Source organism: Pseudopontixanthobacter vadosimaris, assembly GCF_012979275.1.
Taxonomy (GTDB): domain Bacteria; phylum Pseudomonadota; class Alphaproteobacteria; order Sphingomonadales; family Sphingomonadaceae; genus Pseudopontixanthobacter; species Pseudopontixanthobacter vadosimaris.
Map to the genome: position 1 here is coordinate 156,816 of NZ_JABASZ010000025.1, position 14,673 is coordinate 171,488.

A 14,673-nucleotide genomic window follows, 5' to 3' on the forward strand; every position below is an offset into this window, starting at 1 on the left:
GTCCTATTCGTGGCTGAATATGTCCTTGTCGGCCCAGCCCGCGATGTCGAGCAGGGCGCGCGCGGGCAGGAAATCGAAACAGGCCTGGGCCAGGTCCATGCGCCCCTCGCGCTCCAGCCGTTCGACCAGCACGTCGCGCATGGCGTGAAGATACCGCACGTCGGAGGCGGCATATTCGCGCTGCGCCTCGCTGAGTTCGGGCGCGCCCCAGTCGCTCGACTGCTGCTGCTTGGAAATATCCGCCCCGATCAACTCGCTGGCGAGGTTCTTCAATCCGTGCCGGTCGGTATAGGTCCGCACCAGCTTGCTGGCGATCTTCGTGCAGAAGACGGGCGCGGCCAGCACGCCCATGTAATACTGGATCGCGGCGATGTCGAAGCGGCCGAAATGATACAGTTTCACCCGCGCAGGATCGGCCAGCACCGCCTTCAGATTGGGTGCGCTGTAGGAACTGCCGGGGGCGAAGCGCACCAGGTGTTCGTCGCCCTTGCCATCGCTGATCTGCAAGACGCAGAGCCGGTCGCGCGGGGTGACGAGGCCCATGGTTTCGGTGTCGACGGCGACATCGCCGGGGGCCAGCACGTCGGCGGGCAGGTCTTCTTCGTGGAAATGGACTGTCATGCGGCGGCCTTAAGCCGACTCGGCGTCGAGGGGAAGGGCAGAACGGCTGGCTCTGGTGCTGGCTCCGGTGAAGCGTCTTCGCTAGGGCAGCGCCGATGGACGACGATTTTCCCGAACGCTGCCCCAATAGCTGGCGCGCTGCGCTCGAACCGGTGCTGACTTCCGCAGAAGGGCTGCGCCTGCAGGATTGGCTGCGCGGGCAGGAAGCGGCGGGCGTCACCATCCATCCGCCGCGAGAGCACCGGCTGCGCGCCTTCGCGCTGACGCCGCTGGAGGCGGTGAAGGCCGTGATCCTGGGGCAGGACCCCTATCACGGGCCGGGTCAGGCGAACGGCCTCGCCTTTTCCGTGGGGGAGGGGATCAGGATCCCGCCGAGCCTGCGGAACATTCACCGCGAGCTGGCAAGCGATTTGGGCCTCGCGCCGCCCGATCACGGCAATCTGGAACCTTGGGCGCGGAGCGGCGTGCTGCTGCTCAATGCTGCGCTCAGCGTGGAGGAAGGCGCTGCGGGCAGCCATGCGGGCAAGGGGTGGGAGGCGGTTGCCGACGCCGCTCTGGCCGCGCTGGCCCGGCGCGATGTGCCGACCGCCTTCATCTTGTGGGGCAGCCATGCACAGGCCCGCGCGGCGCGCGTTACCACCTTGCGCGAAGCCTTGGCAGAGGGGCGTCACCACGCGATCACCAGCCCGCATCCCAGCCCGCTGTCTGCCTATCGCGGCTTCTTCGGCAGCCGCCCCTTCAGCCGCACGAATGCCTTTCTGGAAGCGAGCGGGCGAGAGCCGGTGGACTGGCGGCTGTAGGCGCCGCGCAAAGTGCGCCAGCGCGGGCGATGGAACACATGGAACACGGTCCTTGTGGCGAAATTTCGGGGGGCCGGAAGGCGAGTGCATCCACCCCGCCTGCCATGAAGCCGGAATGTAGGAAAGTTGCGGCTGTCCGGGCAGTCAAATCGGAGAAGCGCCTGCACGGAAGGGACTTACGCGGCCCTTTCGTCAGCCCCTGCCTTACCTGATAACGGGCCTGCGACCCCAGCCGCAACACAATGGTCGATGAGGCGAATCCCGCCGCCCGGCTGACCGGCCGCTATTGCTGCTATTGCGAAAAAAGCGGCTGGGCAGCTAACGACCCACTTGTGCACGCTCTGCTAACGTTACAGAATGTGAGTAAGGTAGTGTCGCGGGAGGCCTCTAGTGCGGAAAGAAATACTGACTTTTGCGTTCGGTTTGATGATGTTGCCCTCGCAAGGAGTTGCGCAAACCGGCAGCGACCTGATCCCGGCTCTCGAGCAGCTTGCGGCAAAGAATAATGCAGAAGCAATCTACCACTTGGGCATGGCCTATCACACAGGCGCCGGCCTGCCGAGGAACCCGGCAAAAGCTCTCGAGATGTTCCGTCAAGCGGCAGCGCAGGGCGACGTGTTGGCATCCTATAAGCTTGGATGCTTCTATGATGGACAGGGCGGAACGCTCGTCCAGCAGGATGCCGAGACAGCGTTGAGGCACAAGTTGGTAGCGGCTGAGGCCGGCTATGCACTGGCGCAGCAAGACGTGGCGGCACTATATGCCGCTCAAAGAGACTGGGCTTCTGCAGTTCAGTGGCTGGAGAAGGCGATGCTCCAAGGCTGGCCCGATGCTCTTTCAGCATATGCCTCAGTTCATAATAGTGCTGAGGGTGTTAAGCCCAACCCGGTCAAAACCGCGGCTTACTTTCGCATTTTCCTCGACCGAACAGAGGGAAGCGAAAGACAACGTGAATGGCTTTCGACATTTGAGGAACAGATGACGGCGGAGCAGCGCCAAGAGGTAGATGAAATCGTTCGATCCTACCGTCCGGCTCCTACAGCGCTCACGATCAAAGCCTTGTCAGGCCAGCGGGCCGCGACGGAACTGGTCTCCTGATCAAATTCCACTTTCCACCCCTCGCTCAAACATTCTCGATTCCACAGACAGCGCCTGAAAGCGGACAGGCGGCTTCGCCACACTCCGGTAAGAAAAGCGGACAGGCAGCTAACGACCCAATTGCGGTCATTCGATTAGAAAGCGGGAGGTTAGTTGCCGGTCTGGTAAATGGCAGTCGCCAACACCTGCACCCTGTCCAGTCGCTCACCCGATTTGTCCGCTCGGCTGATGGTTATTGACAAGGCGGGGTCTTCCCGACTGCGAAACACCGTGGTCGCCATCTCACCTTTCCCTGCCGAATTCTCGGACTGCCACCTCTGGTTGAAGTCAGGCGAGGAAAGGACGCTCTCAACGCTCGGTTGGAGGTCTACCCCGCCGCCGCCAGTGATGTGACACATCGGTAACTGGTCTGACACAACAAGGACATAGCCTGCATTTGGTGTCGAATTGATTCGCCAATAGTGATTGGCCCTCCGGAGCTGGGCCGGTGGAAGGTTCACCTCCTCCACTCGATCGACGAGGCCCATCTGCGACCCGAGGCCGACAGCCTCAATGAACGGGCCGGTTCCCTCCGCCCAGCTTGCAGGGTTCAGCAATTATTCCTCGCACCCGCGCAGTGCGCCATCGAACCCTTTCTCAAGGTCCGGCTCGGCGTGAGCAGGTGAGGCAAGAGCGAAGAAGACGAGGGTGGCGGGAAGCAAGTATTGCATTGTATGAGTGCTACAGCCGAAAGCGTCCGCATTCCACCCCAATGTCAGACATACGTCGATATCACGCGACAGCCTTAAAGCTGCCGTGACCGTTTGAGGCAAGTTGCCGCTGAAATGCGCATCGCCTCTTTCGTGCGGGTTTGGTGGGTGGCGAACACGGAACTCCCGCTACGAGTGCTCGGTCAAGCCGACCAAACGATGCCAGCATCGCACATCCCGGCACCGTAGCCGCGTATGAGAAAAGCGAGGAGGGGCGGGAAACCCCCAATCAGCGCGGCAGGTCGGTCGTGCCCATCAGGGCCTCGTCCACGCTGGCGGCACATTGGCGGCCTTCGCGGATGGCCCAGACCACCAGGCTCTGGCCCCGGCGCATGTCGCCGCAGGCGAAGACATTGCCCTCGCTGGTCCGGTAATCCTGCACATTGGCCGCCACGCTGCCGCGTTCGTTCAGCCGCACCCCGGACTGGTCGAGCATTCCGGTGCGGAGCGAGCCGGTGAAGCCCATGGCCAGCAGGATGAGATCGGCCTTCAGGGTGAAGGCGCTGCCCTCCACCTCGCGCATGGTTCCGTCCTGCCATTCGGCCCGCACGCATTCCAGCGCCGCAACCTGCCCGTCTTCCGCCAGCACGCGCTTGGCCAGCACGGCCCAGTCGCGCGCCGCGCCTTCCTCGTGGCTGGACGAGGTCCGCATCTTCAGCGGCCAGTCGGGCCAGGTCAGCAGCTTGTCTTCCTTCACAGGCGGCTGCGGCATGATCTCCAGCTGGGTGACGCTGGCCGCGCCCTGCCGGTTGGATGTGCCGACGCAATCGCTGCCGGTGTCGCCGCCGCCGATGACGATGACATGCTTGCCGGTCGCGGTCAGGCTGCCGCGCGGTGCGGCGCGCACCTCGTCATCGCCCGCATTGCGCTTGTTCTGCTGGGTCAGGAATTCCATTGCCAGCCGCACGCCGGGCAGTTCGGAACCCGGTATCTCCAGCCGCCGCGCCTGTTCCGCGCCGCCGGACAGCACCACCGCATCGAAATTGTCCTGCAGGCTGCGGAAGGACACATCCACGCCGACCTCGCGCGATGTCTTGAAGGTCACGCCTTCGGATTCCATCTGCACCGCACGGCGGTTGATCAGGTGCTTTTCCATCTTGAAGTCGGGAATGCCATAGCGCAGCAATCCGCCGATCCGGTCGTTCTTCTCGAACACGACAGCGCTGTGCCCCGCGCGGGCGAGCTGCTGCGCGCAGGCGAGGCCCGCCGGGCCGGACCCGATCACCGCCACCCGTCGCCCGGTCGCCCGGCGCGGCTTCACCGGCGTGATCCAGCCTTCCTGCCAGCCGCGGTCGACGATGGCGCATTCGATGCTCTTGATCGTGACCGGCTGGTCGGTGATGTTGAGCGTGCAGGCCGCCTCGCAAGGGGCAGGGCAGATGCGTCCGGTGAATTCGGGGAAATTGTTGGTGGAATGCAGCACGTCGAGCGCATTGCGCCAGTCATCCTCATAGACCAGGTGGTTCCAGTCGGGGATGATGTTGTTCACCGGGCAGCCGGTGTGGCAGAAGGGGATGCCGCAATTCATGCAGCGCGCCGCCTGCAGTTTCAGCTTTTCCGCATCATGCGGGCGGGTGAACTCCTTGTAATGCTTCAGGCGTTCTTCGGGCGGGTCGTAGCTCCGCTCCTGCCGCTCGATCTCGAGAAATCCGGTTTCCTTGCCCATGGCCTCTACTCCGCCGCCCCCATCTGTTCGAAGCCCGCCTGTTCCGCTTCCGCTTCCAGCAATTCCAGCGCCCTTGCATAATCGCGCGGCATGATCTTGACGAACTGTCCCAGCGCCTTGTCCCAATCCGCCAGCAATTCCGCCGCCCGTGCCGATCCGGTGTGCATCCGGTGCCTCTCGACCAGGATCTTCAGCCTTGCGGCATCATGGCGGAGCATGTCGCCCATGCCGAAATCCGTCACGCTGCGCGGGCGCTGGGCAGGGCGGCCCGCCGCGCCCATCGGTCCCTCGTAATCCGCGTCGCCGGATATGGGCGAGAGATCGACCATGGCGTGATTGCACAATTTGCTGAACCTGCCGTGCGGATCATAGACATAGGCCAGCCCGCCCGACATGCCGGCCGCGAAATTGCGCCCGGTCTCGCCCAGCACCACCACGACGCCGCCGGTCATATATTCGCAGGCGTGATCGCCTGTCCCCTCGACCACCGCGATGGCGCCGGAATTGCGCACCGCGAAGCGTTCGCCCGCCACGCCGCCGAAATAGGCCTCCCCCGCGATCGCGCCATACAGCACGGTGTTGCCGACGATGATGTTCTGCGTCGGGTCGCGGTCCACATCGGGCTGGCGCACCACGATGCGCCCGCCGGACAGCCCCTTGCCGACATAATCGTTGCAATCGCCGGTCAGATCGAGCGTGACGCCATGCGCGGCCCATGCGCCGAAGCTCTGCCCCGCGACGCCGGTAAAGCTGATGCGGATCGTCTCGGGCGGGAGGCCGGCATGGCCATGCGCGCGCGCGATTTCGCCCGACAGCATCGCCCCCACGGTGCGGTGCACATTGCGGATCTCGCGCGTCAGATGCACCGGCTCGCCATGTTTCAGCGCGCCTTCGCAGGCGGCGATCAGCTCATTGTCCATCGCGCCGTCCATGCCGTGGTCCTGCTCCATCGTCTGGCGCAGGGGGCTGACATGGTGCGTTTCCACCTGGTGCAGCAGCCGCGACAGGTCGACACCATCCGCCTTCCAGTGGCGTACCGCCCGGCTGCTATCCAGGCGATCGACCCGGCCCACCATGTCGTCGACGGTGCGAAAGCCCATCTCGGCCATGATGCCGCGCAGTTCCTCGGCCATGAAGAAGAAGTAATTGATGACATGTTCGGGCGTGCCGGTGAATTTCCGGCGTAATTCGGGGTTCTGGGTGGCGACGCCGACGGGGCAGGTGTTCAGATGGCATTTGCGCATCATGATGCATCCCGCCGCGATCAGCGGAGCGGTTGCGAAGCCGAATTCATCCGCGCCGAGCAGCGCGCCGATGGCGACGTCGCGCCCGGTGCGCAGGCCGCCATCGACCTGCACCGCGATCCGGCTGCGCAGATCGTTCAGCATCAGCGTCTGCTGCGTTTCGGCAAGGCCGATTTCCCACGGGCTGCCGGCATGGGTCAGGCTGGTGAGCGGGCTGGCCCCGGTGCCGCCTTCATAGCCCGACACGGTCAGGTGGTCCGCCCGCGCCTTGGACACGCCGGCGGCCACGGTGCCGATGCCCACTTCCGACACCAGCTTCACTGAAATGCGCGCCTCGCGGTTCACATTCTTCAGATCGTGGATCAGCTGGGCCAGATCCTCGATCGAATAGATGTCGTGATGCGGCGGGGGCGAGATCAGCCCGACGCCGGGGGTGGAATGGCGCACGGCGGCAATGGCCTTGTCCACCTTGTGCCCCGGCAATTGCCCGCCTTCGCCGGGCTTCGCGCCCTGCGCCATCTTGATCTGGATATCGTCGGAATTGACGAGATATTCCGTCGTCACGCCGAAGCGGCCCGAAGCGACCTGCTTGATCCGGCTGCGGCGGGAATCGCCATTGGCCATCGGCTGGAACCGGTCGACCTCCTCGCCCCCTTCGCCGGTATTGGACCGCCCGCCGATGCGGTTCATGGCGATGGCGAGCGTACTATGCGCCTCGATACTGATGGAGCCATAGCTCATCGCCCCGGTCGAGAATCGCTTCACGATGTCCTCTGCCGGTTCGACATCCTCCAGCGGAATCGCCTGGTCCGCCTTGCGGAATTCCATCAGCCCGCGAATGGTCAGCAGGCGTTCGGACTGTTCGTTGATCGCCTTGGCATATTCGGCGTAATTGGCCGGATTGTTGCCGCGCACCGCATGCTGCAGATTGGCGACCGTGGTCGGAGTCCAGGCGTGATCCTCGCCCCGCAGGCGGTATTGATAGATGCCGCCGGTATCCAGCATCCCGCGATAGAGCGGATTGTCGCCATGGGCGAGGCTGTGCCGCCGCACCGTCTCCTCCGCCACCTGGTGCAGGCCGATGCCCTCGATGCTGGTGGCGGTGCCGGTGAAATAGGCGTCCACGAAGGGCGTGGACAGCCCGACCGCGTCGAAGATCTGCGCGCCGCAATAGGATTGATAGGTCGATATGCCCATCTTGGACATGACCTTCAGGATGCCCTTGCCGATAGCCTTGACGTAATTCGCCTCGACCTCGGCGGCGGACAGATGCGGGACTTTCGAAGCGCGCAGATCTTCCAGCGTTTCGAACGCGAGATAGGGATTGACCGCTTCCGCGCCGTAACCCGCCAGCGCGCAGAAATGATGCACCTCGCGCGCCTCGCCCGTCTCGATGACCAGCCCGGTCTGCATCCGCAGGCCCTGCCGCACCAGATGGTGATGCACGGCGGAGGTCGCGAGCAGGGCGGGCATCGGCACGCGGTTCTCGCCCTGCGCCCGGTCGGACAGGATCAATATATTGTGGTCGAGCAGCACGGCATCGGTCGCCGCCCAGCACATTTCCTTGATCGCCATCTCCAGCCCGTCCGCGCCGGTGGCCGCATCCCAGGTGATGTCGATGGTGGCGCAGCGAAACGCGCCGTCGAGGCTGCTTTCGACCGAGCGGATCTTGGCGAGATCGAGATTGGTCAGGATCGGCTGCGATACCTCCAGCCGCTTGTGCGACCCGGCATCCTGCCCCAGCAGATTGGGGCGCGGGCCGATCATCGACAGCAGGCTCATCACCAGTTCCTCGCGGATCGGGTCGATCGGCGGATTGGTCACCTGCGCGAAATTCTGCTTGAAGTAATCGTAGAGCAGCCGCCCCCGGTCGGACAGTACCGCGATGGGGGTATCGGTGCCCATGGAGCCAATGGGATCGTCGCCATTCACCGCCATGGGTTCGAGGAAGCGGGTGATATCCTCCTGCGTATAGCCGAAGGCCTGCTGGCGCTGCAGCAGGCTGGCGCGGTCCTCCGGAACCTCGGACAGTTCAGGCTCGATATGGCTGAGATCTTCCAGCTTGTATTGCGCGCTGGCAAGCCATTCCTCGTAAGGCGCGGCGGCGGCCAGACCGGCCTTCAGCTCGGCATCCTCGATAATCCGGCCCTGCTCGAGGTCGATCAGCAGCATCTTGCCCGGCTGCAGCCGCCATTTGCGCGTGATGTCTTCCTCCGCGAACGGCAGCACGCCGCTTTCGGAAGCGAGGCAGACGAGATCGTCCTTCGTCACGCAGAAACGCGCCGGGCGCAGGCCGTTGCGGTCCAGCGTCGCGCCGATCTGGCGGCCATCGGTGAAGGCGACCGCCGCCGGCCCGTCCCAGGGTTCCATCAGCGCGGCGTGATATTCGTAGAAGGCGCGGCGGGCGGGGTCCATCAGCGGGTTCCTGGCCCAGGCCTCCGGCATCAGCACCATCATCGCATGGGCGAGGCTGTAACCGCCGGCGACCAGCAGTTCGAGCGCATTGTCGAGGCTGGCCGTGTCGGACTGGCCATGCGGGATCAGCGGCCACATCTTGTCGAGATCGGCGCCCAGCAGCGGGCTTTCCATCGTCCGGCGGCGGGCGTTCATCCAGTTCACATTGCCGCGCACCGTGTTGATCTCGCCATTATGGGCGACGAAGCGGAACGGATGCGCCAGCCGCCAGCTGGGGAAGGTGTTGGTGGAGAATCGCTGGTGAACGAGGCCCAGTGCCGAAATGCAGTCGGGGTCGCGCAGATCGTCGTAGAACGAACCGACCTGCGTCGCCAGCAGCAGCCCCTTATAGACGATGGTGCGGCTGGAGAAGCTGGGGATGTAGAGTTCCGTCAGGCCGGGCAGATCGTGCTTTTCCGCCAGTTTCGCCAGCGGGTTCTGCGTTTGCTTGCGGATCACCACCAGCTTGCGTTCGAAGGCATCCTGATCGGCGCAATTCTCGCCGCGCGCGACCACGCATTGGCGGATGACCGGCATGGAGGCGACGACCGCATCGCCGAGGCCGTCCTGCGTCACCGGAACATCGCGCCAGCCGACGATCCGCTGGCCTTCCTTGGTGACGAATTTCTCCAGCTGCTCGGTCACGAATTCACGCGACGCGCAATCCTGCGGCATGAAGCACATGGCGACGGCGTAATGGCCGACCGGCGGCAGATCGTGCCCGTTTTCGTCCGCCCATTTGCGGAACAGCGGGTCGGGGATCTGCAGCAGGATGCCCGCGCCATCGCCCAGCAGCGGATCGGACCCGACCGCGCCGCGATGGTCGAGATTGGCGAGGATTTCCAGCGCGCTGGTGACGATGGCGTGGCTCTGCACACCCTTGATATTAGCGATCAGGCCGACGCCGCAGGCATCATGCTCGTTGCGCGGATCATACAGCCCCTGCGCAGCCGGTTGCCCCCCGTCCTGTGCGCCCGTTGCAATTGCCTGTTCCATCACTTCCATCCTGCCAAACCCCGCCCGCTCTCCGGCTCGCCAGACCCCGGCGACGGCCGGGAGCGAAGCCAGTGGAACGAAGCGCACGTAATTGCGCTGCCGGAAGCAGCAAAAATATCGCGAAGAGGTTTATTGAAGAAAGAATCGTTTTTTTGCAACTGCGAGACGCAGCAATTCACCTTGGGCCGCCGATAGAATTTCCCAAAGCGGGCGTGCAGGGGGCGCAGGTGTCTGCGCCTGCCAAACGGCTGAAAGTCAGGCTGCGCCGCTCATCCGCTGCAGCCTGTCCAAGGCTTCGCGCAGGGCCTGCTCGCTGGCGGCAGGATCGCGGCGGCGAGGGGCCGATGCGGGGAAGGGCACCACGGGTTCGGCAGACAAATCGCCACCGGATGCCGGTTCATCCTCGCTCCAGACGGTTTGCCGGTCATTGCCGGGTGAACGCCTCATCGCCAGCAAAGAGCTGAACCCGTCATCATCCTGGTCATCGGCCGGATCGTCATCGCCATCTTCCGCCTCACCCATTTCGTCCATGATTTCGGGCGGGCGCAAGGCGGCGGGGGCGGCGTTGGTGGCAGCGGAAGCGTCCTGTTCACTGCCGATTTCCCGAGGCCGAGCATCGGCATCGGCGGAACTGCCGGAATCGCTGCCGGGCCGATCGCCTTCGCATCCGGAAACCGGCGATGCCAGCCAATCCGCGGGCAAGGCCGCGCGCAACAGGGTGGTATCGCCTGCCGGTTCGGGCCGCTCACGGCCTTGCAGCGACCTGGCGAAGCGATCCACCAACTCGGCAAGGCTCATATGCTCGAACGGCCTGGCATCCCGAACGGCCGCCGCCGCCTGCACCGGATCCGGCAAGGCCGGCATTGGGGTCGGGAATGGCTCATGCGGTCCTGCGAAGATCCCGAGGTCCAGTGCCTCGTCACCCCTTGTCTCGCCGCTTTCCGCAGCGCGGGCGTTCACACCTATCGCGACTTCTTCGCTATCGCCGCGCCCCGGCTGATCGCCGCGCATGATATCTCCGCCCGACGGGCTGCCATCGGCGTCCAGGGGATCGTCGAATCGCCGGGAACCCAGTTCCGCATGGGCGAGGATCGGGCGTTTGGACGGCGCGTCGGGGTGGCGGTCGACCGGCCGCAGGAGCGGGGCGAGCGGATCGCGGTCCTGCCTCGCCTCGACCGCCTGCAGGCTCCTGATCCGGCGGGCGATCAGCAGGCCCAGCATGAGGCCGATGATCGCTGCCAGAACCATTATGGCGATCCGCGCTTTGTCGCCGAAAGGCGGCGCAGCGGCCGGAACGATCGAGCCTATATCGGCCGAACGGCTGAGAGATTCGAACAGCGAGATGGGCAGGATGAGGCTGCCAAGCCCCAGCAGCGCCGCGAACCAGAGGGCGACGATGGCAGGGAAGGCGGAATGGGAACTGATCGGTGCCTTCGCCCGGCGCGATCGTCCGCTTCTGTTGTCTGGCTCGCCCGTCATATGTTCGCCCGATCCGTTTTGCGTATCTGTCGCCGCGCGGCCGGTCATGCGGCTGCGCGCTTCTGCTCTTTGGAATCGGCTAGCAAAGTTTGGTAAACGGATTGATAATGATGCACGTTCTTCGCCCAGTCGTGCCGGGCCGCGACATGCGCCTGCGCCTTTGCGCGGATATCGTCCCACCCGGCGCGGTCTGCCCAGCAGCGCGCCAGCGCCTCGGCACATGCGGCCGGATCGTCGGGCGGGAACAATATGCCGGTCTCGCCATCACGCATCAATTCGCGGTGGCCACCGACGTCGGAGGCAGCGACGATGCGCCCCTGCGCCATCGCTTCCAGCGGCTTGAGCGGAGTCACCAGTTCGGTGAGGCGGCTGGCCTTGCGCGGATAGGCGAGGATATCGATGAGGGAATAATACCGCTCCACGAGGTCATGCGGCACCCGGCCGGTAAAGATCACCGCATCGTCCAGTCCCAGCGCCGCCGCCTGCGCCTTCAGCGCAGCCTCGCGCGGGCCGCCGCCGACCAGCAGCAGGCGTGCTCCGGGCGCTTCTTGGCGCAGCAGCGGCATGGCGGCGACGAGATCGTCCAGCCCCTCGTAATCGTAGAAGCTGCCGATGAAGCCGACGACCGGGCCGGAAGCGGCCTCGCCCAGCCCAAGCTGCGCGGCGAGATCCCGGTCCCGCACAGGCGGTTCGCCGAACAGCGACAGGTCGACGCCGTTCGGCGCGATGCCGAGTTTTCCCGCCGGAAAGCCCCGCGCGATCAGATCGTCCCGCAATCCGTGGCAGATGGTGAAGACGGCATCCGCGCCCGCCACGACGCGGTTCTCGAACTGGCGGGTCATGCGGTACTTCAGCGATCCGGCGCGGCCCGTGCCGTTGCCGACGGCGGCATCCTCCCAGAAGGCGCGGATTTCATAGACGAGCGGCAGATCGAACTTCCGCGCCACCCTGAGCCCCGCCATGCCGCAGAGGAAGGGCGAATGGGCGTGCAATATGTCGGGCTTCCAGTCGCGGACGATGCGCTCCGCCGCTTCGGCGAAACGCGCGACCTCCCGCCATTCGCGGATGGCGGGCGGGCCGTTGGCAGTTCCATTCGTGCGATGAAAGGTGAGGCCGTCGCATTGCTCCACCGGCGACAGGGTGATCGATTCGCCGGTTTCGTGGCGCAACCCGGTCAACCCGCGTACCTCCAGCCCGGCGGCCGCCTGCGCCTTCAAAATCGCGCGCGTGCGGAAGGAATATCCGCTATGCAGCGGCAGGGAATGATCGAGCAGGTGAAGGACGCGGGTCATGCCGGGCTTATGACATGACAGACTTAACGCCGCGTCAACCGCATTCTGCTAGCCGCACGGTCCACTTCCATCGCAGATCTTCTCTGGAGAACGGATTTCCTTGATCGACTATCTCGCCCTTGGCCTGACGCATCTGCTGATCGCGATCGCCGCGATCCGGCTGCTGTCGCGCGGCGGCCTGGATAGGGAGGAGGATACAGGGATAGCCGGACCGGACAAATCCCCTCCGCCCCGGCGGGGAAGGCCGCGCTAGGCCATGCTCGATCTCGCCCTGTTCGCCTTTGTCATGGGGTTGCTCGCCCTCGGCGTGAAGCGCCCGTTCCTGTGGGTGCTGGCCTATATCTATATCGACATACTCGCCCCGCAGAAGATCGGCTGGTCGATCACGGCGGCGCTGCCCCTGTCGCTGATCGCCTTCTGCGCCGCCTTTGCCGGCTGGCTGCTGGCCGACAGCAAACGCGGAAGCCGCTTCACCTATCGCCAGTTCCTGATGCTGCTGCTGCTGATCTACAGCGGCTGGACGACCCTGAACGCCGATTTTCCCGAACCCGCGCTGGAAAAATGGGGCTGGGTCTGGAAGGCGCTGGTCTTCGCCATTTTCCTGCCGCTGACGCTGACCACCCGCCTCAGGATCGAGGCGGCGGCGCTGGTCATGCTGCTGACGGCGGGGGCGATCATCATATCGGGCGGGATAAAGACGGCGCTGGGCGGCGGCGGCTATGGCGGGCTGCACCTGTTCGTCAACGACAATAGCGGCGTTTACGAAAGCTCCACCCTCGCCACCATCGCCGTGGCGATCATCCCGCTGGCGCTGTGGTTCACCCGCCACGGCACGATCTTTCCACCGGACTGGCGAGTGAAGGCCTTTGCCTATGCGCTGATCTTCGCCTGCCTGCTGATCCCCGTGGGGACCGAGGCGCGCACCGGACTGCTGTGCATCGCCGTGCTGGCCGTGCTGCTGCTGCGCGATGCCCGGCGGCGGCTGGCCTATATTGCCGGCGGCGCGGCCCTTGCGCTAGTGGCGCTGCCGTTCCTGCCGCAAAGCTATTACGAACGCATGGCGACCATTGGCGAGCACGAGGGCGATGAGTCCGCCTCGACCCGCGTCGCCGTCTGGGACTGGACGCTGGATTACGTGCAGGAGAACCCACTGGGCGGGGGCTTCGATGCCTATCGCGGCAACAGCTTCACCTATGACATTCCGGTCGTCACGGGGGAGGGGAACAACCGCGCCATCCGTTCCGAAGCAGTGACGGACGAGGCGCGGGCCTATCATTCCGCTTTTTTCGAAGTGCTGGGCGAACAGGGCTGGCCGGGGTTCCTGGTCTGGATGGCCCTGCAGGCGAGCGGGCTGTGGCAGATGGAACGGCTGCGGCGGCGCTGGCGGGTTCCGGATCCTCCTTCGCCGGGGAAGGGCGATGCCGAGCCGCCCGAAGCTGCAAGCATCGACATCTGGCAGGCGCCGCTGGCCAGCGCGTTGCAACTGGCGCAGATCGTCTATCTGGTCGGCGCGCTGTTCCAGGGCATTGCCTATCAGCCCTTCATCCTGATGCTAATCGGCCTGCAGATCGGCCTGTGGTCCTATTGCCGTCGGCGCGATTCGGCACGGGTCCAGCGGGAGACTCGTGAACGCCGCACGGCACCGCTCGCCTCGGACGCGGACCGGACTGGCCTGACGCCTTCCGCCTTGCCGTAACGGCAGCGCCGCGCGCGTTGCGCTCCGCCCGATGATGCGCCATGAAAGCGCAGGAATTCACAGGATAAGAGGAGCCAAACCATGAGCCCGCAGGACATCCAGGCAAAGACCGGCGAGAATATCGGCACCAGCGAATGGACCGTGATGAGCCAGGAACGCATCAACCAGTTCGCCGAGGCGACCGGCGATCACCAGTTCATCCATGTGGACGAGGAAAAGGCGAAGATGACGCCGTTCGGCGGCACCATCGCCCACGGCTTCCTGACCCTGTCGATGATCCCCTACCTGACCGCGAACAGCGATGTGCCGCGCGTCGACGGGATCAAGATGGCGGTGAATTACGGCGGCAACAAGACGCGGTTCATCTCGCCCGTCCGTTCGGGCAAGCGCATCCGCGGCCATTGGAAGCTGCTGGAAATGAACGAAAAGCGTCCCGGCCAATGGCAGCAGACGGTGGAAATCACCATCGAGATCGAAGGCGAGGACAAGCCGGCGCTCATCTGCGAATGGATGACGCAGTTCTTCCTCTGATCGCTTCCCTATTCTTCCCTTCAGACCCATTTATCCGACGAAAGAGG

General features: G+C 64.8%; 10 protein-coding genes. 5 read left to right on the forward strand and 5 right to left on the reverse strand.

Annotated elements, in window-relative coordinates:
- Window positions 1–3: 3 nt before the first annotated feature.
- A complete protein-coding gene (locus HG250_RS05890) occupies window positions 4–621 on the reverse strand; it encodes a ribonuclease D (protein ID WP_170003651.1) in 618 nt (205 codons plus the stop codon).
- A 95-nt stretch (window positions 622–716) separates the two neighbouring features.
- On the opposite strand from HG250_RS05890, the gene HG250_RS05895 reads away from it, so the two are divergent.
- Window positions 717–1,421 (forward strand): uracil-DNA glycosylase, encoded by a 705-nt coding sequence (locus tag HG250_RS05895; protein ID WP_170003654.1) that lies wholly within the window; start codon window positions 717–719, stop codon window positions 1,419–1,421.
- 390 nt (window positions 1,422–1,811) lie between these two features.
- Complete coding sequence (locus tag HG250_RS05900) at window positions 1,812–2,519, forward strand: SEL1-like repeat protein (RefSeq protein WP_170003657.1); 708 nt, start codon at window positions 1,812–1,814, stop codon at window positions 2,517–2,519.
- Between the two features lie 978 nt (window positions 2,520–3,497).
- On the opposite strand, the gene HG250_RS05905 is transcribed toward HG250_RS05900, so the two are convergent.
- From HG250_RS05905 to HG250_RS05920, 4 genes are all read right to left on the reverse strand, one after another.
- Window positions 3,498–4,934 (reverse strand): glutamate synthase subunit beta, encoded by a 1,437-nt coding sequence (locus tag HG250_RS05905; protein WP_170003660.1) that lies wholly within the window; start codon window positions 4,932–4,934, stop codon window positions 3,498–3,500.
- Window positions 4,935–4,939: 5 nt separating this feature from the next.
- On the reverse strand, window positions 4,940–9,628 hold the full coding sequence (gene gltB / locus HG250_RS05910; protein ID WP_170003663.1) for a glutamate synthase large subunit: 4,689 nt from the start codon (window positions 9,626–9,628) through the stop codon (window positions 4,940–4,942).
- 255 nt (window positions 9,629–9,883) lie between these two features.
- Complete coding sequence (locus tag HG250_RS05915) at window positions 9,884–11,155, reverse strand: YveK family protein (RefSeq protein ID WP_170003666.1); 1,272 nt, start codon at window positions 11,153–11,155, stop codon at window positions 9,884–9,886.
- The gene (locus tag HG250_RS05920) at window positions 11,152–12,399 is read right to left on the reverse strand and encodes a TIGR04063 family PEP-CTERM/XrtA system glycosyltransferase (RefSeq protein ID WP_170003668.1); all 1,248 of its coding nucleotides are present in this window, start codon (window positions 12,397–12,399) and stop codon (window positions 11,152–11,154) included. The genes HG250_RS05915 and HG250_RS05920 overlap by 4 nt, the downstream gene beginning before the upstream one ends.
- A 100-nt stretch (window positions 12,400–12,499) precedes the next feature.
- On the opposite strand from HG250_RS05920, the gene HG250_RS05925 reads away from it, so the two are divergent.
- From HG250_RS05925 to HG250_RS05935, 3 genes are all read left to right on the forward strand, one after another.
- Window positions 12,500–12,652, forward strand: a complete 153-nt coding sequence (locus HG250_RS05925; RefSeq protein ID WP_170003670.1) for a hypothetical protein — start codon at window positions 12,500–12,502, stop codon at window positions 12,650–12,652.
- A gap of 3 nt (window positions 12,653–12,655) precedes the next feature.
- Window positions 12,656–14,095, forward strand: coding sequence for a DUF5935 domain-containing protein (locus tag HG250_RS05930; RefSeq protein WP_170003673.1), 1,440 nt, complete (start codon window positions 12,656–12,658; stop codon window positions 14,093–14,095).
- 81 nt (window positions 14,096–14,176) lie between these two features.
- On the forward strand, window positions 14,177–14,626 hold the full coding sequence (locus HG250_RS05935; RefSeq protein ID WP_170003676.1) for a MaoC family dehydratase: 450 nt from the start codon (window positions 14,177–14,179) through the stop codon (window positions 14,624–14,626).
- Window positions 14,627–14,673 lie beyond the last annotated feature (47 nt).

Excerpts from the sequence above, each read along its gene's own strand:
- HG250_RS05890 (WP_170003651.1), bottom strand. The coding sequence starts at position 621 with ATGACAGTCCATTTCCACGAAGAAGACCTGCCCGCCGACGTGCTGGCC.
- gltB (WP_170003663.1), bottom strand. The coding sequence starts at position 9,628 with ATGGAACAGGCAATTGCAACGGGCGCACAGGACGGGGGGCAACCGGCT.
- HG250_RS05930 (WP_170003673.1), top strand. The coding sequence starts at position 12,656 with ATGCTCGATCTCGCCCTGTTCGCCTTTGTCATGGGGTTGCTCGCCCTC.
- HG250_RS05935 (WP_170003676.1), top strand. The coding sequence starts at position 14,177 with ATGAGCCCGCAGGACATCCAGGCAAAGACCGGCGAGAATATCGGCACC.
- HG250_RS05895 (WP_170003654.1), top strand. The coding sequence starts at position 717 with ATGGACGACGATTTTCCCGAACGCTGCCCCAATAGCTGGCGCGCTGCG.
- HG250_RS05905 (WP_170003660.1), bottom strand. The coding sequence starts at position 4,934 with ATGGGCAAGGAAACCGGATTTCTCGAGATCGAGCGGCAGGAGCGGAGC.
- HG250_RS05915 (WP_170003666.1), bottom strand. The coding sequence starts at position 11,155 with ATGACCGGCCGCGCGGCGACAGATACGCAAAACGGATCGGGCGAACAT.
- HG250_RS05920 (WP_170003668.1), bottom strand. The coding sequence starts at position 12,399 with ATGACCCGCGTCCTTCACCTGCTCGATCATTCCCTGCCGCTGCATAGC.